Below are 23,182 nucleotides of genomic sequence, written 5' to 3' on the forward strand. Positions count from 1 at the left end.
CATGCCTAATTTCAAGACGACTGGTCTACTAGTAAATGAACCCAATACCATTGGCCTGCAGAAAAGCGGTGACGCCGTGTTAGAATTGATCAGAAAAGTCCGCACGTCCCTCTGGAGCAATTTGTTCTACCGGGCAGAGCGCGCGGATGACCCGCGCATCAGTAAGCTCAGCGATCATTTGCTCGATGATATCGGCATAACGCGGCAGCAAGCGGAAGAGATCGATCGGCGGAGCAAGTGAGTTTTGGCACTGGCGATATAGTCCGTGTTGCGACTTTACAGCCAGCCGATGAATGAATGCCGCAATATTTTCTCCAAGACAATCATACACATAGCGCAGCGGTGGTGCGTACTTTCGATGCGATTTAAAGATTCTGTTTACAGATAGACTCAAAAGATATATCGTTTGTGTATGAAAAGGAGAAAACACATGTTTAGAAATTGTCATCACGAACGAAACGAACGGCATGAACACGTCGAACGCGCAATCCTGCATGCCATGGGTCGAGGCTTCGGCCGCCATGGCGGTGGCCATGATGGTCCCGGCGGCGGCGGTCGGTTTGGCCGCAGAGGCGGAGGAGGCCGGGTGTTCGCATCGGGCGATCTGCGTCTTGTCCTGCTGGCGCTGGTCGCCGAGCGGCCCCGCCACGGCTACGAGTTGATCAAGGATATTGAAGAGCTGTTCGGTGGCGCCTATGCGCCAAGTCCCGGTTCAGTCTATCCGTCCCTGACATTCCTTGAGGAAATAGGGCAGGTTACGGCTGCGGCGAGCGAAGGCTCCAAGAAGCTCTACACCATCACCGAGGAGGGGCTTGCCTATCTGGCTGAGAACAAGAACCTCGTTGATGCGGTTCGCACACGAATGGGCATGGTTGCCCGTTCCATGGCCGGACAGCGCGCACCGGAAGCCATCGCCCATGCGATGGATACGCTGCGCACAGCGCTGCATCTGCACAGCCATGGCTGGGACGCGGAAGAGGCGGAACGGGTTCGCAAGATACTTGAACAGGCCGCGCTGGATATCGAATCCGGCAAGAAGCAAGACTAACAACTACCTATTCGGAGCAGCGGCAGACATGGTGCTGCTCCGAATGCAATTTCCCAAGTTAAACCAACAAGGGAAATTTCTCTTTTAAATATCTAATATTGTTGAATGCCTGATCAGGCCTGACGTCGTGTCATTGACAGGACAGAGCCCGGAGCCCCGGTGTCCGAGGCTGCACGAGCAACATCAATGCCCGTTGCAACAACCGATACCCGGAACACACCTTCCAGCGCATCGTCAAATGTTGCGCCAAGGATGATATTGGCCTGATCGTCAACTTCTTCGCGAATACGGGTAGCCGCTTCATCCACTTCAAACAGCGTCATATCACGCCCGCCAGAAATCGAGACCAGAACGCCCTTGGCGCCCTTCATCGATTCCACGTCGAGAAGCGGATTGGCAATAGCGGCCTCGGCGGCTGCCTGCGCGCGGCCTTCACCCGAACCTTCGCCGGTGCCCATCATGGCACGGCCCATGTCGCGCATGACGGAGCGCACGTCAGCGAAATCCAGATTGATCAGACCTTCGCGCACCATCAGATCGGTGATGCAGGCGACGCCGGAATAAAGAACGCGGTCAGCCGTGGCAAAAGCATCGGCAAAAGTCGTGGCGGCATTGGCAACGCGGAAAAGGTTCTGGTTGGGAATAACAATCAGCGTATCGGCGCTGTCACGCAGTTCTTCCAGTCCTTCATCGGCCATGCGCATACGGCGTGTGCCTTCGAAGGAAAATGGCTTTGTCACGACGCCGACGGTGAGAATACCGGCAGAGCGAGCAGCACGCGCGATCACTGGCGCAGCGCCCGTTCCGGTGCCGCCACCCATGCCCGCCGTTACGAAGCACATATGTGTGCCGGCGAGGTGGTCCATAATTTCGTCGATGCTTTCTTCCGCCGCCGCCCGGCCGATTTCCGGATGGGACCCTGCGCCAAGACCCTGCGTTACATTCGCGCCGAGCTGGATCAGGCGGCTCGCCTTGGACATGGACAGCGCCTGTGCATCCGTATTGGCAACGATGAACTGTGTTCCCTGCAGGTTTTCGCGGATCATGTTGTTAACCGCGTTACCACCGCCTCCGCCGACGCCGAACACTGTGATATTCGGTTTCATCTCGGAAATTTCCGGCTTCTTGAGGTTAATTGACATCGTGCAATCCTTATTCCCGGCCGGTGATCATTATCGGCGTGCAGGTACTTAATGGTATGGCGGGGCTCAGCTGGAGAATCAAAACTGCTTCTAGCCCCAATATCCGGCAAAGAATCAGACAGCGGGTTTCGGCGCAAGCCCTGAAATGGGATATCGCCTTCTGGCGTTGTCAAAAGTATGGCCACAATGATGTTTAGGTATTAGTTCCCCGAAGAGGATTCGAGGGCAGGCGATGCAGCCGATTTGGGAACTATCCCAGTGCTGTAAAGTTTTGTCCTGCAGTCCCTGACAAGGAGAAATGCTTCATGGAACTTGATCCCCAAAACGCCTTCAACGCCATTCAAACCGGAGTTCAGCAAGCCAGTGCGCTTGTCGTCACCTATTCATTCTCGGTGATAGGGGCCATATTGCTGCTGGTGATCGGCTATATCGTTGCTGGGCTGGTCGAGCGATGGCTCTATGCCGGATTGGGGCAGGTGAGTGGCTTTGATCTTACGCTGCGCCGCTTCTTTTCAAAGATTGCCCGGTATGTGGTGCTTGGTCTTGTAACAGTCATGGTGCTCGGCCAGTTCGGCATCCAGACTGCCTCGGTCATTGCAGCCATTGGCGCGATCGGTCTGGCCATCGGGCTCGCTTTGCAAGGGACATTGCAGAATATCGCCGCCGGCATCATGCTACTGGCCCTGAGGCCTCTGCGTATCGGCGAATATGTTGAAGTCGGCAGCGTTACGGGCACTGTGGAGGAAATTGGTCTGTTTGCCACGCGGTTGCGGGCAGCGGATGGTGTTTACGTCCTTGCTCCGAATTCGACACTATGGACCCAGCCGGTGAAGAACTACACGCGTAACGGTGTCAGGCGCAACGATATCACGATCAGCGCAGGTCCTGATGAAGATGTCGATCAGGTTCAAAAAAGCCTTGTCAAACTGACTGCCGGTGACAAACGGATTTTGCAAAATCCGGGACCACAAGCCTTCGTGTCCGATCTGACGGAGGATTCAGTTGTGGTAACTCTGCGATACTGGACATCACCAGGCGATTTCGCTGCGGTGAAGGCCGATTTGACCAAAGGCACGCGCAACGTCTTTCACGCCGGGAAACTGGCCGCCGAGTAGGGCCAGTGCTGTCTGCGATGGGAACCACGCCCTGCGCTCTGCGTTATCTCCCCGTAAGCATGAATTTTATTAATTCAGGGAGACAATCATGTTGAAAGCTTTTGCCATTGCAGGTGTTGCCGCACTGACAGTCATGTCGGCGACGTCATCTTTTGCACAATCCGTTGAAATTGGCCCCGGTGGTGTGCGACTGGTGGAGCCACGCGTCGAGCGGCCCATGCGTCGTGGAATGGAAATCAGCGAACGCGAAGCTGTGCGCGTGGCGCGTGCCGAAGGCCTGCGAAATGTGGACAATATCGAACGCAGACGGTCGCGCTTCATTGTGGAAGGCACCGATCGGCGCGGCAACGACATCCGGGTTAATGTCGACAGACAGACAGGCGAAGTCATCTCCGTCGATTAGCAGGTGTTGTATCTATACAGAGAAAGGCCCCGATGTGCATCAGCGGGGCCTTTCTCACATGGTCACTTTCGCCCGATGATCAGCCTGAGGGAGCCCTCAAAGAATGGTTGGGTACGGAGGCTTCCATACATGGCATCCCAAATTCCGGTATCAAGATCACGAGCGAGTTTCTCGACGAAGCGATCGGCGACGGAAGAGTCGACAAAACTCCATGCCGAATTTGCCAGACGGGCGCCTTTCTCCAGCAGGCGCTCAGGGCGTCCATAGTAGGCTTCGCCAAAGCCGTCCGCACAGTTGAGGGGAATAGGAACAGGAACGATCTCGACCTCGCCGCCAAGCCCCTCCCGGATTGAGCGCATCGAGGGATATCGGCGCGCTTCGACCGCAATCATTTCAGGCGCATAATTGGCTAGCCATGAGCGATGCAGTTCGTCCGGATCGCAGGACAGGATCAGTACGGTGCCGCGGGTAACGCGCCGCATTTCTGCAAGACCAGCTTTCAAGTCAGGCCACTGGTGGACCGTAAAGGTTGCCATGCTCGCATCAAAGCTTTGGTCAGGAAATGGCAGTCTTTCGGCAACACCGTCGACCGCCATCGGTAAGTGACCCGGCCTTTGCGCACGCATGGAAGCCGAAGGCTCAAGGGCTGTCACCATCCGGTCGATTGGTTCATAAGACCCGGCGCCCGCACCGACATTGAGAACGGATCTCGCATCGCTCAACGCAGAACGTATAAACTCGGCAATGTGCGGGTCGGGCTGGCGATATCTGGTGTAGTCAGCGCCAATCACACCGTAATTGGCGTCACCAGCACTGCCATCATTGAATCTGTTCAGCACGATCAAGTCTCCTTAGTTGAGCAGCTTCATATAATCATTTTAGTCACATGAGGGAGGACGGGATTGGCGAGTTCCAATCCCGGATTATTGCTTTTACAGCAGGGGAATCTGATGTTCGCGGCAAGAAAACACTGTTAAAGATTGTGGGAAAAGCGATACTATTGAACAATCATTGTTCAGAAAACGCACATGGCTCGTAGAATTCCATCACTGAATGCGCTTCGCGCCTTTGAGGCGGCCGGCAGGCATGGACGTATGACGCTGGCGGCCGATGAACTTAACGTTACGCATAGCGCCATCAGCCGGCAGGTTCAGCATCTTGAGAATGTACTTGGCGTTCCATTGTTCGAAGGACCGAAGAATGCGCTTCGCCTGACCGATGCAGGAACACGGTTGCTCTCGGGGCTAGTCCCGGCGTTCGATCAGATCGATCTTGCTGTAAGACTGGTGGCAGATACGGAAGAGGGACCGCTCGATGTTTCGTGTCCCGGTACATTCAGCATGCGCTGGCTCATTCCACGCCTCTACCGGTTTCAGGCTGTGCATCCGGACATTGACGTCCGCCTGACTTCCTCAAGCAAGCCGGTTGATTTTTCCCGCGATGGTTTCGATGTGGCAATCCGGGTCGGTGCTGATCTTTGGCCGAAGGGCGCGGAGGTTGTTCCGCTGTTCAGTGAGCAGATTGGCCCTGTTCTGGCCTCATCTCTGATGCCGGTTATATCATCGGATTTTGCAGGAATTCCGCTGCTCCATTCGCAAACCCGGCTTTATGCCTGGGCGGATTGGTGCGCCCGATCAGGTACTTCCATTGGAAATGCGCCAGGCAAGGAGTACGAACATTTCTATTTCATGTTGGAAGCGGCGATGGGCGGACTGGGCGTCTGCATTGCACCTTGGCCATTCGTATCAGATGACATAAGGGCAGGGCGTCTGGTTGCACCGCGCCGGTTTATCGAGAGCGGACAAAACTATGTCGCCTTGCGTCGTGCGCGCCAACATCGCAAGTCATCGCTGTTTTGTGAATGGCTTCGAAAAGAAGCCGAAGAGTTCACCGTCGCCTCGAAGGACATCCTGTAGTAGGGATGAGTCTCAGATATTTCGCCCTGGCGGCGGGAATTAAACACGTAAGGATGTTCGATGTTTGCCGAGAAGACGATTGATCAATCTGACAAGCCCAGGTTTTATCGCGAACTTGCCGATCAGTTGAGTGGTCTGCTCGCGGGTGAAACTGACCCCGTAGCGAATGCCGCCAACACGTCGGCACTGATCTTCCAGATGATGCCTGATCTCAATTGGGCCGGTTTTTATTTTCTTTATTCGGAAGATGAACTCGTTGTCGGGCCCTTTCAGGGAAAACCTGCTTGCGTGCGCATTGCGGTGGGCAATGGTGTCTGCGGAACAGCTGTTGCGCAGGGCTCGTCCATCCTTGTCGAAGATGTTCACGCTTTTCCGGGACATATCGCCTGCGATGCGGCTTCCCGCTCGGAACTCGTCGTACCGCTGATTCACGAGGACACCATTCTTGGTGTTTTTGATCTGGATAGTCCATTGCAGGCCAGATTTGACAGCATTGATCAGACGGGTGTGGAGCGACTTGTTGCAATCTACGTTGCCGCCTGCGTGTGGGAAGATTGAGACCAGAGAAGCGATCGATCGAGATGACAGCAAGCTTCCTGTTTAATGGGCAAGAGAATGCAGATTATACAATCCTGCTCGCCCACGGCGCCGGTGCGCCGATGGATTCGGCCTCGATGACAGCAAATGCCGAGGCCTTGGCCGCAGCCGGGTTTCGGGTTGCCCGTTTTGAATTCGAATATATGGCCAGCCGCCGAATGCTGGGCGCGCGAAAGCCGCCACCGCGTGCAGACACGCTCATTCCTGAGTATTTGGCTGCCATTGATGCACTTGGTGCAACTGGACCGTTGATTATCGGCGGCAAATCGATGGGTGGCCGCATTGCGAGCATGATCGCCGATGATCTCCATGCTTCGGGACGGATCGCTGGTCTGCTTTGCCTTGGCTATCCCTTTCATCCTATCGGCAAACCGGCACAGTTGCGCACGGCGCATCTTGCCCACATGAAAACCCCGACCCTTATCGTACAGGGGACGCGCGATCTGTTCGGGACACGCGAAGAAGTTTCTGATTACACGCTTTCAGATGCTATCGAGATAGTTTGGCTTGAGGATGGAGATCATGATCTGCGCCCACGCAAAAACCTGTCGGGTTTCTCTGTAGCGGATCATCTGAAAACAATGGCTCATAAAGCGCTGACTTGGGCAAATGCGGTTGCCGGTAAAGTTTAGTCGCGCATTTTTATTTACTATGCCGGAATCTGTGGATGCGTTTTGATGTATTTACTGTTGTTCAAGCGCATATTCAAATATTGTGATAGTATTTTCTCAGGATAACTCTGAGGTGTTGCGTCAAATATCAAAAAGAGGGCGTTAGGCTTAAAGTAACTCACGATGTCCAATTTATTATTTGAGTGGTTCACAACTGCATCTCCGCGCCAGTCGCGTGCCGTCGAACAACGGCTGATCGAGACGATGCTTTTGCGCCGGGCAGCGCTGTTCTTTGGATCAATCAGCATTGTAGCGCTGGCCACCTATGCCCGCTCGGTTACACAGAGCAATTGGCCATTTGTCTGGATCGTCATCGAACTCGTTCTGCTGGTCATTCGCCAGCATCTCCTGACGCTCGGAGAAGAAACCAAGTCTGAAACCGATCCACGGATATTTTCTTATCTGATGCTCGCTGGCGGTCTATGGTCACTGGTGGCGGGTGTGGGCTGCGCCTTTTGTGTCGTCACGGGTAATTTCACGCTTTCCATGATGGCAGCGATGAATGTGGCAGGTATTCAAGGCGTCATTGCATCGAGAAACGCCGCAATCCCAAGATATGCGGTTCTGGTTCTTATCCTGGTCGGCTTGCCGTTTCTTGTCGGGCTTTACCTCTCGCCCATTCCCGATGCAGGATATCTCTGCCTGCTCTTGCCTGTATGGACCGCTGGCATGTGTTTTGTGCTCTATCAAAACTATCAATTGAACGTGCGGGCCATACAAACGGAAATTCTCAATCAGTTTCTGGCAACCAATGATGCTCTGACCGGACTACCCAATCGCATGGCACTTGACGGGAAACTTGAGGCTCTTTGTAGCCAATTGAGTCTCGACGAAACGGATGAAAAACGCTGGTTCTCGCTGCTCTATATCGATCTTGATGGTTTCAAAGCGGTCAATGATAATTGCGGCCATGCGGCAGGCGACATCGTGCTCCAAAAGGTGGGAGCTGCCATAACCGGTGCCGTTCGGGCAAAGGACACCGTGTTCAGGATCGGCGGTGATGAGTTCGTTGTTCTGCTACCCGACCGTTCTGATCAAGACTATGTCGAACTGGTGGAGCGTATTCAGGTAGCGGTGGCCTATTCATTCGATCTGGGGCATGGCCGGTTCGCACAGGTCAGCGCCAGTATTGGCAGCGCACAAGCTCCGCAACATGGAACGTCGCCCGAAGCTATCCTTCTTGCCGCCGATAAAGCGCTTTATGCCGCGAAAAATGAGGGTGAAGGCTTGCATCGCATGAGTAGCTGAAGATGATGCCGTGATATGAAATCAAAAAGATTATTGGAGAAATGACTGAAAATCATCGCTATAATGGTGAGTGATGCATGATTTCGAACCCGGATAATCCGCGTCACCAGCTTAATACCGAGTTTTTACAGAGGTAAATCGATGAGTTTTGACGCACGGCTGCTGACTGGCGTTGGTGTGTTTGCCGCCGTTGCTGAGGCAGGGAATTTTGCCCGGGCGGCAGAAATTCTGGGCCTGACGCCCTCAGGTGTCAGTCGTGCCATAGCAAGGCTAGAGGCACGCATCGGCGTAAGACTGTTTGATCGCAGCCCGCGATATGTCACGCTCACGCAGGAGGGACACCGTTTCCATGAGCAGGCCATGCCGCTGCTGGCCGGGTTGGAGGAGGCTGCCACCAATGCCGCAGGTGCAGCCGCTATTGTCAGTGGCCGGTTGCGGGTATCAATCGACCCCTGGTTCTCCCGGATGGTGCTCGCCCCGCAGCTGCCGCAATTCATGTCCCGATATCCGCTGGTGTTTCTGGAACTGATGAACACGAATTATCGCGAGGACATGATGACTGGAGCCGATATAGCAGTCCGCTTTGGTCCGCCGGATATCGCTTCTTTGATCGTCCGCAAACTGCTCGATACACGCGTCATTACCTGTGCGTCGCCTGTCTACCTCGAGCGGCACGGCGAGCCCAAAACGCCGGACGATCTGAAACACCATGAAGCTCTGCTTTTTCGCGACCCGCAGACAGGGCGGCCTTTTCCATGGGAATTTCACCGCGAAGGAGAGGCGTTCGAGGTGAAAGTTACCGGCAGGGTGGTTGTGGATGACCCCTCGGTGGCGGTGGCTGCCTGCGTCGCAGGTCAGGGCATCTTCCAAAGCCTTGCGGTGGGGCTTGGGCCGTGGCTGGCAAACGGAGAACTGGTGCCGATATTAACCCGATGGTCAGGCGAGCGGTTTCCGCTTTACGCGTATCACCCGTCGCGTCACCTGCCTCCGGCAAAAGTGCGGGCTTTCCTCGATTTCATTCAGGAAATAGCGGTTGAAGACACAGCACTTTCTGAATGAAGGTACTGTTTTGCGCCGCGTTCTTCATCCATTAGCCGGATTTAGTGCTGTGGCTTGACCTCAAGGAAAATACCGGCCTCGCGCGCTGCATCGACAAAGGCCCGTCTGGCTTTATGCGTCGGTTTCCACCCTTCAAGTGCATCCATGCAGGCCTGCAGAGCTTTGCGGTATTTGGGTCCATGATTGCGGGGCCATTGGATTTTGAGGCACTCCACGGCTTCCCAGGTACTGAAGATCATCCGCTGCCCGGCAGCGCCCAATCGTACTGCTACGGGGACAGAAAAACGTTTTTCACTCATCTTTTCCTCTTTTCCGTTCGCGTCATTTCAACGTGCGCAGGGTCGCAGCATTCTGGGGCAGGAATGAGTCAGCATGTTCACGTGCCACGCTTTGGTTTTCAAAGCATGGGCAAGGCAAAGTGGTTTGAGCATGATGCCAGCATGGAACTGATCATGACGATGTCGGTACATCGCCGTCATCAACCCTGCGGGAAAACTCGGTTTCAAGACCCTTTGCGAGCTGGGCCGCCTGACCAATCCAATCTTCACGCTCTATCCGTCCGGGAAAAGCAAGATAGCTTCCAACCCATTCCGCGTTGGCGCCCGTCCATTCGGCGATCTGGCGGAACGTCCAGATGCCCAATTCATTGAGCTTTATCTCATTGGTGTGGCCGATGCCGGATATACGTTTCAGATTGTCCGGCGCCGCACTTTTTTCGATCGAGGACGGCCGTTGTCCCGGATGGCCATCATTGCCAGCCAAAGCAGCAGCAGGCGCGGCTGCGACCGGTGCTGTCACTGTCACAGGTTTAGGTGCTGGCGCAGCCGGAGCAAGCGAAGAGGGCCGTTCCTGCGGTTTCAGTTCTGTGGCACGGAAGCTTGCCAGCCAACTGCCAAGGAAGCAGCCGACGATATAACTGCCAAGCAATAACAGGGCAGTTTCGAGGTAATGGCCTGCAAGGCCAGGCAGCCATTTCAATATCGCTACCACAAGACCGAGGAGGAACAGCAGGCAGAGTAATTTAAACCAGCCCGGCCAGGAATCCGGCCACCAGCCGCTGGCAGATCGCAGGAAGGTCACGAAGCCAACCACACCGCCGAAAATCAGTGCGATCAACATCCATGGCCAATAGGTGGAAAGTAGATAGGTCATTGCCGCTACCTCCTATTTAACAGAAAATTCGATCCGGCGATTGAGCGCCTTGCCTTCATCAGTATCGTTTGATGCAATTGGACGTGAGGAACCGAGCCCGACAGCCGTCAAACGCTCGGGTGATACGCCTGCACTGGTCAGATAGTCGACCACTGCCTTGGCGCGTTGTTCTGATAGGGCAATGTTTGCGGTTTCATCACCACTGGAATCAGTATGACCGGAAATCTCGATAGAACTGTTGGCGCAACGGCCAATGGTGGCCACTATCAGATCAAGCAGACCGGATGATGCGGGTGTTATCTGCGCTTTGCCAGTCTCGAAATTGATCTTGGATTTGGTGAGCATGGTATTGAGCGTCGATTGGCAATTCGTGGCATCTATTGCCGGTGCCGCCGGGCCGACGACAATTTGCGCTGGCTCGAATTTGAAACCGTCAGGCACTGCAGTGGCAAAGGCATTCTGCACACTGGCAACGGCCTGATCGTACAGAGCGTCACCGGTAAGCTTTGCATTGGTGTTCGAGAGCGAGAACGTGCCTTTTGCCAGCCGGGAGAGGGCGTTCAACCCGGCTATTGCCGCATTACCAAAGCCGCTGGGTGCGCCCGGAGCAGCCCTTAGCTGATCGACAATCTCCTCACCGAAGAACAGGCTCTTGGCGGCGTCAAGTATCTTGCCGTGCGTGTCATCATCCGGATATTTGCCTGTGAGCGTCAGTTTTCCCGCATCTTTCAAAGCATCAAAGGCATAAGACGGCGGTGGTGCTATGTCTGCCTTTGCGAGCGTAATGCCTTGGGGCAGGGTTTTAAGCGCTGCCGTGATGCCGTCATAGGCGGCCTGTGTTGCAGCATTGCCCGAAACCGTGAGGTCGGCACCTGAAATTGCGACGCTACCTTTTGCCAATCTGGCGAGCTGATCCAAGCCGAACAGCGCGCCAGTTTCGTAACTGGCAGGTGCGCCACTGGCGTAGGACATTGCGTCCTTGATTTCAGCGCCAGCGAACGCCGCTTTGGCAGCTGAAACTATTTTTTCCCGCGCCTGAGGGTTTGGTACGCTTCCGGTCAAGTTTACCGTCGAACCATCACGGGTCACGCCCCAATTGAAAGGGTTTGCCAGTGCGGGTTGTTTCGTATCGTTCAGAACTTTGCGCACACCCCATACAGCACCAATGGTGTTGGTGACCTTGGCTGAGTCCTCAGGAGAGAAGATGGTGCCTGATGCGGTGATATCACGCCCGGCCACCGAGATTGCCGGACTGTCAACGGTGGCGCCAAGTACTGCGGCTGACCTGTTGTTGAGATCTGAGCTAACAAACTTATTGGTGAAAACGGTGGCGACAATCCATAAGACGATCAGGGGGAGTAGTCCCCACCACCACTTCGACGGCTGACTCATCGCTTTTCCCTCCGATGAATAACCTTAAGTTGCATCGGGAGGGTATATCTTTATCTCAGCACTTTCTAGTGCCGCAATTTGTACAGAAAGTTCCGGATTGATCTATAAATGCCCGCTCGCCCGCCAAAATGCAGGTTGGAAATAGCATTCTAAATAAAGATGATATCAATAGCAGCGCGGATAGAACGCTTGCCTTATCCATCCTTGACATATCTTTCGCGAAGTTTGTAGGGTTCTGCCCATGCTCCGGACTCGATGGAGCGTCTTCGCAATAGTCATTGTCATCCGCGCATAGAGGTTCCAATGCCCCGATTCACTTCTCAAGAAAATCACAAACGAAATTCTGAGAAGTTGAGGATTCATGCGCACTTTGAATCTGGGCATTCTGGCCCATGTGGATGCAGGCAAGACCAGCCTTACTGAACGACTGCTTTTTAATGCCGGTGTGATCGACAAGCTCGGCAGCGTCGATAGCGGCAACACGCAGACTGATAATCTTGAGCTTGAACGGCAACGCGGCATCACGATCCGGGCCGCGGTCGTGTCTTTTACAATTGGCGATACGGTGGTTAATCTCATCGACACGCCCGGTCATCCTGATTTTATCGCCGAGGTCGAGCGTATCCTCGGATTGCTCGACGCGGCGGTCGTCGTTGTTTCGGCGGTCGAGGGCGTGCAAGCGCAGACGCGTGTATTGGTACGGGCGCTGCAACGCCTTGCTGTTCCGTTCGTGTTCTTCATCAACAAGGTTGATCGCGTCGGGGCGCAATATGACCGGGTTCTGGAGGCCATCGCCAACCAGTTGCCAGTCCGGCCCATTGCCATGTCGCGTGTCATGGACCCCGGCAGCAAGCGTGCGCAGGTCGAGGCGCATGATCTGCAAAATGGGGCATTCTTCAAAACCCTGTGCGAGACGCTCGCGGAGAATGATGACGCGCTGTTGGCCGATTATGTTCTGGCTCCCGAACGTCTGATCGCCGAAAGACTTGAACATGCCTTCGCTGATCAAATCGCCAAGGGACGGCTACACCCCGTATTCGGGGGAGCGGCAAACACAGGCATTGGCATTTCCGCCCTGATGGCCGCCATCGCGACGCTACTGCCCGCGCGCTTTCCTGATCCTGACGGTCCGATCGAGGGGAAAATCTTTAAGATCGAACGCGGTTGGGGCGGCGAAAAGCTTTCTTATGTGTCGCTAAATTCAGGCACCATCCAAACAAGGCAATATCTGAATTTACCCAAAGGGCAGGCGAGATTGACGGGCATCCAGCTTTTCGAGGCCGGCCGGGTTCATGCAGTTACAAGCTTCAAAGCGGGACAGATCGCCCGTGTGAGCGGGCTCAGTAATGCGCAGATCGGTGATGTGGTGGGCATTGACCTTGCTTCAAGCAGACGTGCTGATTTTGCGCCGCCCACTCTGGAAACCCGTGTTCTGGCCAGACATCCATCTGAGAATGGCGCACTCTGGCTGGCGCTTAACCAATTGGCCGAACAAGATCCGTTGATCAATTTGCGCAGGAACGAAGAGGCCAATCAGGTGTTTGTATCGCTCTATGGTGAAGTGCAAAAAGAGGTCATCCAATCAATCTTGCTGAGTGATTTTGGTCTTGATGCCATATTCGAGAAGACCACGGTCATCTGCGTCGAGAGGCTGATTGGAACCGGAAGTGGAATCGAGATCATATTCAAGGAACCCAATCCGTTTATTGCAACGGTTGGGCTGCGCATCGATCCGCGGCCAGAAGGGGCGGGCAACAGCTTCGCGCTGGAAGTGGACATAGGTCAGATGCCCGCAAGTTTTTATCGGGCGGTCGAGGAAACTGTGTTCACAACATTGAAGCAGGGCTTATTTGGCTGGCAGGTGATTGATTGTCATGTGGCCATGATCGCGGCCCGGCATAGTTCCCCGGTTAGCACGGCTGCCGATTTCCGCCAGTTGACGCCATTGGTGCTGGCAACCGCGCTATCGGAAGCACAAACTGTCATTTGCGAGCCGATCAACCGATTTTGTCTCGAAGCTCCTGCGGTGGCTTTGAGTGGCCTGCTCACCCTGCTGGCAAAGGCTGGGGCTGTCACGAAAGATTCCGTGATAGCCGGTGGTGTGGCCCGGCTGGAAGGCACAATAGCGTCGGCGATGATCCAAAACGTTCAACTGCAATTGCCGGGGTTGACGAGTGGCGCGGGCGCTATGGAATGTGAGTTTGATCACTATGCGCCAATAATAGGCCCAAAGCGTTTGCGCCAGCGTTCTGGTGCCGATCCGTTCAATCGCACCGAATATCTGCTGCGCGTGCGCCGGAATGTGCCGGTAAGCAATCCGCCAAGCGAATAGCAGCACGGAGACAGAAGTGAGGGGCAAAACTGCCCCTCCAACGGCTGTGATATTACAAGGTAGCCATCTCGATGACAAAGCGATGCAGACGAGAACGCGAAAAGCTTGCCAGAAGGCGAGGGTGCCGCCAGGGGCTGAAGGCTTTATAATCGCATCCAGCGAAATGTTGGTGTAGGGAATCCTTGCGACGAGCGATGGGATTTCTGGTCGCTGATAATAACTCAGTGTTGAAATTTAGGGGCTGCCGGAATGGATGATGGTATCGACAGAAGCCGTATTGAAATGGTGGTCTTGATGACCCCGGATATGGCCAATTTCAGTGGCAAGGTTCATGGCGGTGCGTTGCTTAATCTGCTGGATCGCGTCGCTTTTTCTTGCGCCTCGCGTTATTCAAAGCAATATGCGGTCACTTTGTCTGTCGATCAGGTGGTGTTCCGTCAGCCTATCAAGGTTGGCGAATTGGTGACCTTCCGCGCCTCGATCAATTATGCGGGCCGAACGTCCATGGAAGTTGGCATCCGGGTTGAGGCCGAAGATATCCGTTCCGGCGAGCGACGTCACACGAACTCATGTTATTTCACCATGGTGGCCGTTGATGTGGATGGCCGGCCCACCGAGGTGCCGCCATTTCATCCAACGACCGAAATCGGGCAACAACGCCTGCGCGCTGCTGAAGTAAGGCGTACCTTGAGGCGTGAATTTGAGACGCGATTCCGTGCAGCGGGCTCCGAAACCACTTAATGCATGCGATAATAACGCGTGATATCGAGGGGGAGGCAGGACTGATCTATCGAAGATGGGGCAGAGTTGCTGTTCTAGCTTATCAAGAGGATTGCAGCATGTATCGGGAGCGGAATTGAAGGACGGTAAGATTGAGCGCACCGGCGACGCCGAAAATCACCTGCCGGTATTTCAGGCAGTGCTGGGCGATGCCTGGCATGATCTGGGCGATATCGTCAAACGGCATTATTCGTTGCAGCCGTACAGCAATGACTACATTTGCGTTAGCGGAACAATGCAGGAGGTGCAGCATAGCGCCATCGGAAAGCTGCTGATCCCGTTTGGTTGGATATTCGGTGCGCTGGTACCCTATCGCGGGACCAATGTTCCTATCGATGTTCATTATAATTCGCACCGGGACAATGGTTTGATCTATTGGGACAGAGTGTTTCAGTTTCCCGGGCATCGGCCTTTCCATTTCAGGTCACACATGGAGCAGATCGACGGCAATCGTGTGGTTGAGTTCGTGCGCTTTGGCGTGGGCCTGCGTCTGCGGGTGACAGCCGAAGATGGTGCCCTGGTGTTTCGTGATGAGGGTTATATCTGGCGGCTGTTCGGTATCGACGTTCCCATTCCCGTGGGACTGTTGTTCGGCAGCGCCTATGTGGAGGAACGACCCGTGGATGCACAGAACTTCAGCATGAAGATGACCCTTTGCCATCCTCTGTTGGGTGAACTTTTCCGCTATAGCGGCCGGTTCGTGATCAAACCGGATATCGCACGGAGTTCCTGATATCGTTCATCTGATTGCATTTGAGATTCAATAAGATAGACGTTAATCGTGGTGGTGATTCAGGGAACAATATTTATCGGTAGGGGAGGACGTTCGTTTGCGCATCTTAAGGTTATTGATCGCCGTTTTCGGACTATCTGTGATGGCCAGCCCTGCATCTTCCGATGAATTACCGAAGGAAAAAACATGATGGCGGCGCTATCTCCCATACATCTTGCAACTGTGAAGCCCGTCATCGTTCGCGGGATTTTCTATCTTGAAATAACATAGAGCGTTCCATCGCGTGTTTCGAATGAACAGAGCAGGATCCAGATCAATGCCAAGCCAAGGCACTTATGGTTTCAGTCCTGTTCGTAAACTATCCAGGCCCGGTCAAAGCGCCGTGCAACAATGTCCTCTTCGCGCACCAGAACGTTGATCGCGCCAGAAAGCGTATAACCGATCGCGTTATCCGTGCCGATCTGCAGGACAAGATGCCAGGCTTTGGCATCGGTGAGCAGCTGTTGTGCGGCTTTGCTCTGATATGCTTCGCCGGTTCCGGCATCGATTCCATTGGCTGCGAGCTGGCTGCGGGATTGCATGCCTGATTGTATGGCACGCGACCAACCGCCGAGCTGATGGTTGCGTCCCTGATGGTCCGTGGGCCAGCCAAGCGTGAAAAGCCATTGGTGGTAGAGTGACGTATCTGCCTCTGTGATCCCCTGCAAAGCTTCATATGAGGCATCGCCTGTTGGTACAGTGGTGACAACCGATGATGGGGTTATAGTTGCTACTCGAAGCTGTGTGGTTGACGGGAAGTCGAGTAATTCTTTGGGGGGCGCGATGCGTTGCAACTGGGAAACCGGGGTTTCGTCATAAATCAATTGCCATCCAGCACGAGCGCGAGGCTCGAAATCTGCTGGCAGGATCGGCAGGTCGTAGAAAAGCAAAAGACGCCCGGTTCTTGGCAATACCGGGTCGAATCCCCGTTCTGCGGAAAGTGCTGCAAGATCGAGTTGGGCAATGAATGTCAGCGGGAATGGTTTCGCGACGGCCATTGCTTTCGCACGCAGTTCCGTGGCGGAGGCAGCAATCTCATCGGAACTTGCTTTGGGCAGATTTCCGATATCCAACGCAGAAGTGTCTATACCAGCGTCCTTCATAAGCTTGAGCACGCCGGCCATCGCCTCGTCATTCAGACGCTTTCGCGCGGCAACGAGGGTCTTGCCTGCCTCTTCGGATAGCCATGGTGGTAACAGGCCGACATCCGCGTAGAGGTTGGTTGCCTCTGCTTCGTATTGCTGGGCCATCTGCCCGGCATCTTCGTAAGCAGGCCGAATAGCCCACGGCATTCCCTTCGGTAAATCAGGCGAGCCGCCGAATTTGCTTGCCCCTAAGGGGATTTTCGCTTCGTCCGCCGCCGATGTCTCAATCACCAGCGCGTCGCGGGCAGCCGCCACAATAGTTTTGATCGCGGGAAGAGAAAGGCCAGCGCGAACGAGGCGTTCGGAAAGCTCGGTGCGTGTTGTTGGCAGGGGCATAACGTCATCCTCATTGGCTGCCATCAAAGCCTGGGGGAGTGCCGTCAGTGCCAAGGCAACAGTCATTCCGAAAAGGTAGGATCTCCGGGACACGATATCGTCCTTCAGGTATCTGGAAGAGCCGAGAAGGCCCGTTGGCTTAAAGCTATTCTGGAAAGACTGCTTCTGGCAATTACGCCAACATTATTTCTATGAGAGCGTCGATGGGCCGTTAAGAACTGAAATAAAACCGTAAGTCGGAGAGGTCTTGCCGTTGCTAATCTGAAAAGGAAAAACCCGCGTCAAATGTGTCTTCCATAGCTTCGGACAGCCGAAAGGAATTCCGGTTGGTGTGATCGGTCGATGATAATAAGAGTTACCGGACCATAAATTAGCAATCATCAGAGACGGCTGCTAACACATTGGAATGTAAAGATTATTATGTGGATTTTGTTGAGCCGGCATTGAAATTCACGAAAATGTGCGACACCCTTTTCCAGTGTGAGAACAACGGAGATTGCGATGCACTTTTCGTCAGAGATGGAACGCCAGCTTAAGGGCTACGGTATCACAACTGCTCATATCCTATACCGCATCCCTCATTTTCAATCGGTTCTACAGACCTATATCTGGCAGGACTATGATCTTGCTCCGGAATTTCCCGAGATGAGGAAATTTCTCGATTTTTGGCAGAGAACACTTGATGGTCCACTTCATTCCGTTCGCTATTGCCATAGACATCTCATTGGACCCAGCGAATGGCGGCACATCGATGGTGAGTTCAAGTTGAACTGAATTGCGTTTATGTGGATTGATGGGCGTTCTTGCAGAATAACGGTTTTCGGAACGGTCGCTATAAGCTCTAACTGCCACCTGGCTTTTGCCGACTGGAGTCTTACAAAATGCCCATCCTGCTTCTATTGCCGATAGCTGCATTGATCGCTGTTTGGGCGGCTATGGCAGGTAGTAAACGGCTGAGATATCCCATTCTTATTCTCGGCGCGTTCATTCTTGCTGTCTGGCTCTGGTATCTGTTCGCTTTGATCCAGATGGATCTGCCAGACTGAATAATTGGTGTAGCGTCTGCCGCATCAAATTTCTCCAGCTAACGAATTGTGCGATCCAGCGCACCATTTGGCAAGATATTGAATTTCGTGTCAAACGGAGCGTTTTGCTGCGTAGCCAGATGTCATAACGCAGGCTATTTTGCCTCCTATGACCCTAGAACCCCAATTCGGCAATGTACTTGCTACCACCACATTTCATGTCACGCCGGCTGATATTACGGCGACCTATCGATCCTATGTTTTTTGGTCTGCCACCAAGCCATCAACCTGGCTCTTGGTTGCCGCGGTCATCGCTCTGCTCACCCTTGCCGATATTATCTGGTTTGGCACATCTGGCTATTTGACGCTCGTACCCGGAGCCGCGATTTTTGTGTGGGTGCTGATCTATTACGTCGGGCTCTATCTCGCCATGCCATTGCTGGCCAGACGCAGTATCGCCAAGCAGAAAAATCTGAAACAGGAATGGCGGGTGGATTTTACCGAAAATGGTTTGCGGGCTGTAACCCCGACACAGGATATTTTCGTCTCCTGGTCTGATTTCGTCGGCTGGAGCCAGAACAGTCAAACCTTCATCATCTATCAGAGTGACCGGTTGATGCGGTACATGCCGCTGCGCGCTTTAACACCGGAAATGCTGGCGATTATAACGAGCAAACTTCATTCGGTTCCCCGGCGGTGAACCTAGGCAACGCTGCGGTATCACGCCCATTGAGTGATTGCCTTATCGAGGGGGCGTCGCCATCACAGGCATCGGTATGCCAAATCTCGTGCTGTTCGATTGGGAGAAACGAGAAATATCTTTCAAACCACGTTCTGAACTTGCTTTTGAGGTTTCCCAATCTTGGGAAACCTCATTCTTCGGGAATTATTTTTTTGCTAAGCCTTTGACTTTGTTGTTAGCAGAGAATGGGTCTGCCACCAGCCGCTGTAATACTCAGCTGCAACCGCTCGTGCTGCCGCATGTATCGCACTTCAGGCAGGTGCCGTTGCGCACCATGGTGAAGTTCGAGCATTCGGAACAGCTGTCACCCGTGTAACCCTGCATCATCGATTTGATGCGGCGGTCTGACATGACCTTCTTGGCTTCAGCTTTGGCCTCCTCTGCAGCCGATTCCGCGTTCTGATCATCGAACAGGGCAGAGGCCGCAGATGTATCTTCTTCCGTCTGATCCTTGGCGCGTTCCTCATATTCACGCTTGAAGCCGGAGGCTTCTTCCTGCGCCTGGGCAATAACAGGCTTGGTGGCAACGGCAATGGAAGAGCGGGTTGCAAGAGCCGTTACATTGGAAGCCATGGCTTTCGGTGCTGACGATGCGCCAAATCCCTTGGGATCGGGTGCGCCGGGGCTGACCATTTTGAGGATAGCGCCGCGGGTAAGACCCTTGGAAACCGGTTCAGTCTTACCCTCGGAAATACCACGGCCAAGCGAGGTGTTGGAGAAGTCAGACTGATCGACATGGGCAAGGTCATGGCGGTCGAGATAGGAGACAGCCAGTTCGCGGAACACGTAGTCGAGGATCGACGTGGCGTTCTTGATCGCATCATTGCCCTGAACCATGCCTGCTGGTTCGAACTTGGTGAAGGTGAACGCCTCCACATATTCTTCCAGCGGCACGCCATATTGCAGGCCAAGCGAGATGGCGATGGCAAAGTTGTTCATCATCGCACGGAAAGCAGCGCCTTCCTTGTGCATATCGATGAAGATTTCGCCGAGACGGCCATCATCAAATTCACCGGTGCGCAGATAGACCTTGTGGCCACCGACGACTGCCTTCTGGGTGTAACCCTTGCGGCGGTTCGGCAGTTTCTCGCGGTCATGAATGTACTTCTCGACGATGCGCTCGACGATCTTTTCAGTGACCTGAACCGCACGGGCAGCGGCCGGCGCCTCAATCAGCGCCTCGATTGCATCATCCTCATCATCGTCCGCATTGGCGAGCAAAGAGGAGTTCAGCGGCTGTGACAGTTTTGAACCATCGCGGTAAAGGGCATTGGCCTTCAATGCCAACTTCCATGAGAGCATATAGGCGGACTTACAGTCGTCTACCGTCGCTTCATTGGCCATGTTGATCGTCTTGGAGATCGCCCCTGAAATGAAGGGCTGGGCAGCGGCCATCATGCGGATGTGACTGTCAACCGAGAGATAACGCTTGCCGATCTTGCCGCAAGGATTGGCGCAATCGAACACCGGATAATGCTCTTCTTTCAGGAAAGGCGCGCCTTCCAGCGTCATCGCACCGCAAATGTGAATGTTGGCAGCTTCGATTTCCTTCTTGGAGAAGCCGAGAGCCGGCAGCATTTCGAAGGAGAAATCGTTGAGCTGTTCATCGGTGAAGCCGAGGACGTTCTTGGCGAAATCTTCACCAACGGTCCATTTGTTGACCGCAAACTTGATGTCGAAGGCTGACTTCAGTGCCGTGTTGAGCGTTGCGATGATCTCATCGGTAAAGCCCTTGGCTTTCAACGAGCCGGGGTTGATCGCAGGTGCCTGATTGAGATTGCCGTGACCGACGGCATAGGCCTCGATTTCGGCGATCTGGCTTTCCGAATAGCCGAGTGTACGCAGGGCTTCCGGTACAGCACGGTTGATGATCTTGAAGTAACCGCCACCGGCAAGCTTCTTGAACTTGACCAGAGCAAAATCAGGCTCGATGCCTGTGGTATCGCAATCCATGACGAGGCCGATTGTGCCTGTCGGTGCAATAACAGTGGCCTGCGCATTGCGGTAGCCGTGCTTTTCGCCGAGTTCCAGAGCCTTGTCCCAAGCTGTGCGGGCATGGGTGATCAGGTCCTGATCCGGGCAATCGGAAGCAATCAGCGCAACCGGGTTAACGGCGAGGCCTTCATAACCCTGTGTTTCGCCATGGGCAGCACGGCGATGGTTGCGAATGACGCGCAGCATATTGGCAGCATTCGGGGCATAACCGGAGAAAGCACCCAGCTCCTTGGCCATTTCAGCCGAGGTTGCATAGGAAATGCCGGTCATAACGGCGGTGAGGGCGCCGCCAATGGCGCGGCCTTCAGCACTGTCATAGGGAATGCCTGATGTCATCAGCAAACCGCCGATATTGGCATAGCCCAAACCGAGTGTGCGGTATTCGTAGGAGAGTTTTGCAATTTCCTTCGAAGGGAACTGCGCCATCATCACGGAGATTTCGAGAACGATGGTCCATAGGCGTGCCGTGTGTTCGTAACCTGTGATGTCGAACTTGCCGTCCTTGCCACGGTAGGTCAGCAGGTTGATCGATGCGAGGTTACAGGCCGTGTCATCAAGGAACATATATTCCGAGCACGGATTGGACGCGCGGATCGGGCCAGCTGCAGGGCAGGTGTGCCAATCGTTCATCGTTGTGTTGAAGTGGAGGCCCGGATCAGCCGATGCCCATGCGGCATAGCCGATCTTTTCCCAGAGGTCGCGGGCTTTCAAAGTCTTCATGACCCTGCCGTCCTTGCGGGCGGTGAGGCTCCAGTCGCCATCATTTTCCACGGCGCGCAGGAATTCATCCTTCAGCGAGACCGAATTGTTGGAGTTCTGACCTGCTACTGTAAGATAGGCTTCGGAATCCCAGTCGGTGTCATAGGTCTTGAAGTCGATATCCGTGTAGCCCTGCTTGGCGAACTGGATAACCCGGTAAATGTAGTTTTCCGGAACCTGGTTCTTCTTGGCAGCCTTGATCTCGCGCTTGAGCGCCGGGTTCTTGGCTGGCTCATAGCAATCGCCATTATCGGCTTCGCAGTTGACGCAAGCCTTCATGATGGCAGCCAGATGCTGCTTGACGATCTTGGAACCGGTAACGAGAGCGGCAACCTTCTGCTCTTCCTTCACCTTCCAGTCGATATATTCTTCGATATCCGGATGGTCGACATCAACAACCACCATCTTGGCGGCGCGGCGCGTGGTGCCGCCTGACTTGATGGCACCGGCTGCACGATCACCGATTTTCAGGAAGGACATCAGACCGGAGGAGCGTCCACCGCCGGAAAGCTTTTCGCCTTCGCCGCGCAGGAACGAGAAGTTAGAGCCGGTGCCGGAGCCATATTTGAACAGGCGGGCTTCACGCACCCACAGGTCCATGATGCCGCCTTCATTGACCAGATCGTCAGCGACGGACTGGATGAAGCAGGCATGCGGCTGGGGATGTTCGTAGGACGATTTTGACTTCGTCAGTTTGCCGGTATCAGGGTCGACGTAATAATGGCCCTGACCGGGGCCGTCGATGCCATAGGCCCAATGCAGGCCGGTGTTGAACCATTGCGGGGAATTGGGCGCGACGCGCTGGGTGGCGAGCATATAGGCAAGCTCGTCGCGGAAGGCGAGGGCGTCTTTTTCCGAATCGAAATATTTGCCTTTCCAGCCCCAGTAGGTCCAGGTCCCGGCAAGACGATCAAAAACCTGGCGCGCATCCATTTCCGAGCCATAACGCTCATCGGCTGGTAGCGCTGCCAAGGCTTCTTCATCGGCAACCGAACGCCACAGCCATGAAGGGATGGAATTTTCCTCAACCTTCTTCAGCTTGGCCGGTACGCCCGCCTTACGGAAATATTTCTGCGCGAGAATGTCGGCGGCCACCTGACTGAATTGGGCCGGCACATCAATGTTCTCCAGACGGAATACAACAGAGCCGTCAGGATTTTTGATCTCGCTCGTCGCTACGCGGAAATCGATCTCCGCATAGGCTGATTGATTCTCTTTGGTAAAACGCCGTTCGATCCGCATCTGCTTCGTCCTTGTCTCTATATATAGTGTTCATCAGGCGCTATGTGAAGAGTTCAGCGCACCAGAAACACAATCCCGCTCCATCCGGATTCAGCTGCTGAATCCGGTTCTGTCGCCGTGGCCCGTGATCGTAGCGGTTTCCCGCTTCCGTTTCAGGCCCGGCGGCCCATTATTTGACGCCTGTTTTGTGACTCGCCCCAACTGAGAGTGTCACATTATCTGGTGTTAAGAGTATCTGTAAACACTAAATATAGTGTTAAAATACCATTTACCCAACAAATATTTCCCTGTGCACGATGGTATTTCCCATA

21 protein-coding genes and 1 pseudogene are annotated in these 23,182 nt (G+C 54.2%); 14 read left to right on the top strand and 8 right to left on the bottom strand.

Annotation, left to right across the window (positions count from 1 at the left end; translation table 11 throughout):
• Positions 1-79 precede the first annotated feature (79 nt).
• Complete coding sequence (locus FHW17_RS25225) at positions 80-535, bottom strand: hypothetical protein (protein ID WP_246706856.1); 456 nt, start codon at positions 533-535, stop codon at positions 80-82.
• A gap of 51 nt (positions 536-586) precedes the next feature.
• On the opposite strand from FHW17_RS25225, the gene FHW17_RS15520 reads away from it, so the two are divergent.
• The gene (locus FHW17_RS15520; protein ID WP_348643744.1) at positions 587-1,048 is read left to right on the top strand and encodes a PadR family transcriptional regulator; all 462 of its coding nucleotides are present in this window, start codon (positions 587-589) and stop codon (positions 1,046-1,048) included.
• Positions 1,049-1,191: 143 nt separating this feature from the next.
• On the opposite strand, the pseudogene ftsZ reads toward FHW17_RS15520, so the two are convergent.
• Positions 1,192-2,190: pseudogene (gene ftsZ / locus FHW17_RS15525) on the bottom strand (cell division protein FtsZ); the annotation flags it as partial.
• Positions 2,191-2,495: 305 nt separating this feature from the next.
• On the opposite strand from ftsZ, the gene FHW17_RS15530 reads away from it, so the two are divergent.
• Positions 2,496-3,305 (top strand): mechanosensitive ion channel domain-containing protein, encoded by an 810-nt coding sequence (locus tag FHW17_RS15530; RefSeq protein ID WP_112524561.1) that lies wholly within the window; start codon positions 2,496-2,498, stop codon positions 3,303-3,305.
• 88 nt (positions 3,306-3,393) lie between these two features.
• Positions 3,394-3,708 (top strand): PepSY domain-containing protein, encoded by a 315-nt coding sequence (locus FHW17_RS15535; protein WP_182510279.1) that lies wholly within the window; start codon positions 3,394-3,396, stop codon positions 3,706-3,708.
• A 62-nt stretch (positions 3,709-3,770) separates the two neighbouring features.
• Here FHW17_RS15535 and FHW17_RS15540 read toward each other — a convergent pair whose 3' ends face one another.
• Complete coding sequence (locus FHW17_RS15540) at positions 3,771-4,547, bottom strand: class I SAM-dependent methyltransferase (RefSeq protein ID WP_348643745.1); 777 nt, start codon at positions 4,545-4,547, stop codon at positions 3,771-3,773.
• Between the two features lie 189 nt (positions 4,548-4,736).
• Between FHW17_RS15540 and FHW17_RS15545 the strand changes: the two genes are divergently transcribed.
• The 5 genes from FHW17_RS15545 (at position 4,737) to FHW17_RS15565 (ending at position 9,199) form a co-directional block, all read left to right on the top strand.
• Positions 4,737-5,624, top strand: a complete 888-nt coding sequence (locus tag FHW17_RS15545) for a LysR substrate-binding domain-containing protein (protein ID WP_112524567.1) — start codon at positions 4,737-4,739, stop codon at positions 5,622-5,624.
• A 60-nt stretch (positions 5,625-5,684) separates the two neighbouring features.
• Entirely contained in the window at positions 5,685-6,182 is a 498-nt protein-coding gene (locus FHW17_RS15550) for a GAF domain-containing protein (RefSeq protein ID WP_182510280.1), read from the top strand.
• 23 nt (positions 6,183-6,205) lie between these two features.
• Entirely contained in the window at positions 6,206-6,853 is a 648-nt protein-coding gene (locus FHW17_RS15555; protein ID WP_182510281.1) for an alpha/beta family hydrolase, read from the top strand.
• 162 nt (positions 6,854-7,015) lie between these two features.
• The gene (locus tag FHW17_RS15560; protein ID WP_182510282.1) at positions 7,016-8,140 is read left to right on the top strand and encodes a GGDEF domain-containing protein; all 1,125 of its coding nucleotides are present in this window, start codon (positions 7,016-7,018) and stop codon (positions 8,138-8,140) included.
• A gap of 141 nt (positions 8,141-8,281) precedes the next feature.
• On the top strand, positions 8,282-9,199 hold the full coding sequence (locus FHW17_RS15565) for a LysR family transcriptional regulator (RefSeq protein WP_182510283.1): 918 nt from the start codon (positions 8,282-8,284) through the stop codon (positions 9,197-9,199).
• 41 nt (positions 9,200-9,240) lie between these two features.
• On the opposite strand, the gene FHW17_RS15570 is transcribed toward FHW17_RS15565, so the two are convergent.
• The 3 genes from FHW17_RS15570 to FHW17_RS15580 form a co-directional block, all read right to left on the bottom strand.
• Complete coding sequence (locus FHW17_RS15570; protein ID WP_112524582.1) at positions 9,241-9,498, bottom strand: DUF982 domain-containing protein; 258 nt, start codon at positions 9,496-9,498, stop codon at positions 9,241-9,243.
• A 151-nt stretch (positions 9,499-9,649) separates the two neighbouring features.
• Positions 9,650-10,351: a hypothetical protein gene (locus FHW17_RS15575; RefSeq protein ID WP_246706858.1), complete on the bottom strand. Its 702-nt coding sequence runs from the start codon at positions 10,349-10,351 to the stop codon at positions 9,650-9,652.
• Positions 10,352-10,363: 12 nt separating this feature from the next.
• Positions 10,364-11,743, bottom strand: a complete 1,380-nt coding sequence (locus FHW17_RS15580) for an OmpA family protein (RefSeq protein ID WP_182510284.1) — start codon at positions 11,741-11,743, stop codon at positions 10,364-10,366.
• 361 nt (positions 11,744-12,104) lie between these two features.
• Here FHW17_RS15580 and FHW17_RS15585 point away from each other — a divergent pair, with 361 nt between their 5' ends.
• The 3 genes from FHW17_RS15585 to FHW17_RS15595 all read left to right on the top strand — a co-directional run bounded on the left by FHW17_RS15585 (position 12,105) and on the right by FHW17_RS15595 (position 15,588).
• Positions 12,105-14,075: a TetM/TetW/TetO/TetS family tetracycline resistance ribosomal protection protein gene (locus FHW17_RS15585; protein WP_182510285.1), complete on the top strand. Its 1,971-nt coding sequence runs from the start codon at positions 12,105-12,107 to the stop codon at positions 14,073-14,075.
• 249 nt (positions 14,076-14,324) lie between these two features.
• Positions 14,325-14,816, top strand: coding sequence for an acyl-CoA thioesterase (locus FHW17_RS15590; protein ID WP_112524591.1), 492 nt, complete (start codon positions 14,325-14,327; stop codon positions 14,814-14,816).
• Positions 14,817-14,931: 115 nt separating this feature from the next.
• Positions 14,932-15,588, top strand: a complete 657-nt coding sequence (locus FHW17_RS15595; RefSeq protein WP_210275913.1) for a DUF4166 domain-containing protein — start codon at positions 14,932-14,934, stop codon at positions 15,586-15,588.
• A 341-nt stretch (positions 15,589-15,929) separates the two neighbouring features.
• Here FHW17_RS15595 and FHW17_RS15600 read toward each other — a convergent pair whose 3' ends face one another.
• The gene (locus FHW17_RS15600) at positions 15,930-17,201 is read right to left on the bottom strand and encodes a YwqG family protein (protein ID WP_182510287.1); all 1,272 of its coding nucleotides are present in this window, start codon (positions 17,199-17,201) and stop codon (positions 15,930-15,932) included.
• A 408-nt stretch (positions 17,202-17,609) separates the two neighbouring features.
• On the opposite strand from FHW17_RS15600, the gene FHW17_RS15605 reads away from it, so the two are divergent.
• The 3 genes from FHW17_RS15605 (at position 17,610) to FHW17_RS15615 (ending at position 18,833) form a co-directional block, all read left to right on the top strand.
• The gene (locus tag FHW17_RS15605; RefSeq protein ID WP_112524594.1) at positions 17,610-17,882 is read left to right on the top strand and encodes an usg protein; all 273 of its coding nucleotides are present in this window, start codon (positions 17,610-17,612) and stop codon (positions 17,880-17,882) included.
• A gap of 107 nt (positions 17,883-17,989) precedes the next feature.
• Positions 17,990-18,154, top strand: a complete 165-nt coding sequence (locus FHW17_RS15610; protein ID WP_162700323.1) for a hypothetical protein — start codon at positions 17,990-17,992, stop codon at positions 18,152-18,154.
• Between the two features lie 148 nt (positions 18,155-18,302).
• The gene (locus FHW17_RS15615) at positions 18,303-18,833 is read left to right on the top strand and encodes a YcxB family protein (RefSeq protein WP_182510288.1); all 531 of its coding nucleotides are present in this window, start codon (positions 18,303-18,305) and stop codon (positions 18,831-18,833) included.
• Between the two features lie 255 nt (positions 18,834-19,088).
• Here FHW17_RS15615 and FHW17_RS15620 read toward each other — a convergent pair whose 3' ends face one another.
• Positions 19,089-22,871, bottom strand: a complete 3,783-nt coding sequence (locus tag FHW17_RS15620; protein WP_182510289.1) for a vitamin B12-dependent ribonucleotide reductase — start codon at positions 22,869-22,871, stop codon at positions 19,089-19,091.
• Positions 22,872-23,182: the final 311 nt, after the last annotated feature.

The sequence above is a fragment of the Phyllobacterium sp. P30BS-XVII genome (assembly GCF_014138335.1).
Taxonomy (GTDB): Bacteria; Pseudomonadota; Alphaproteobacteria; order Rhizobiales; family Rhizobiaceae; genus Phyllobacterium; species Phyllobacterium meliloti.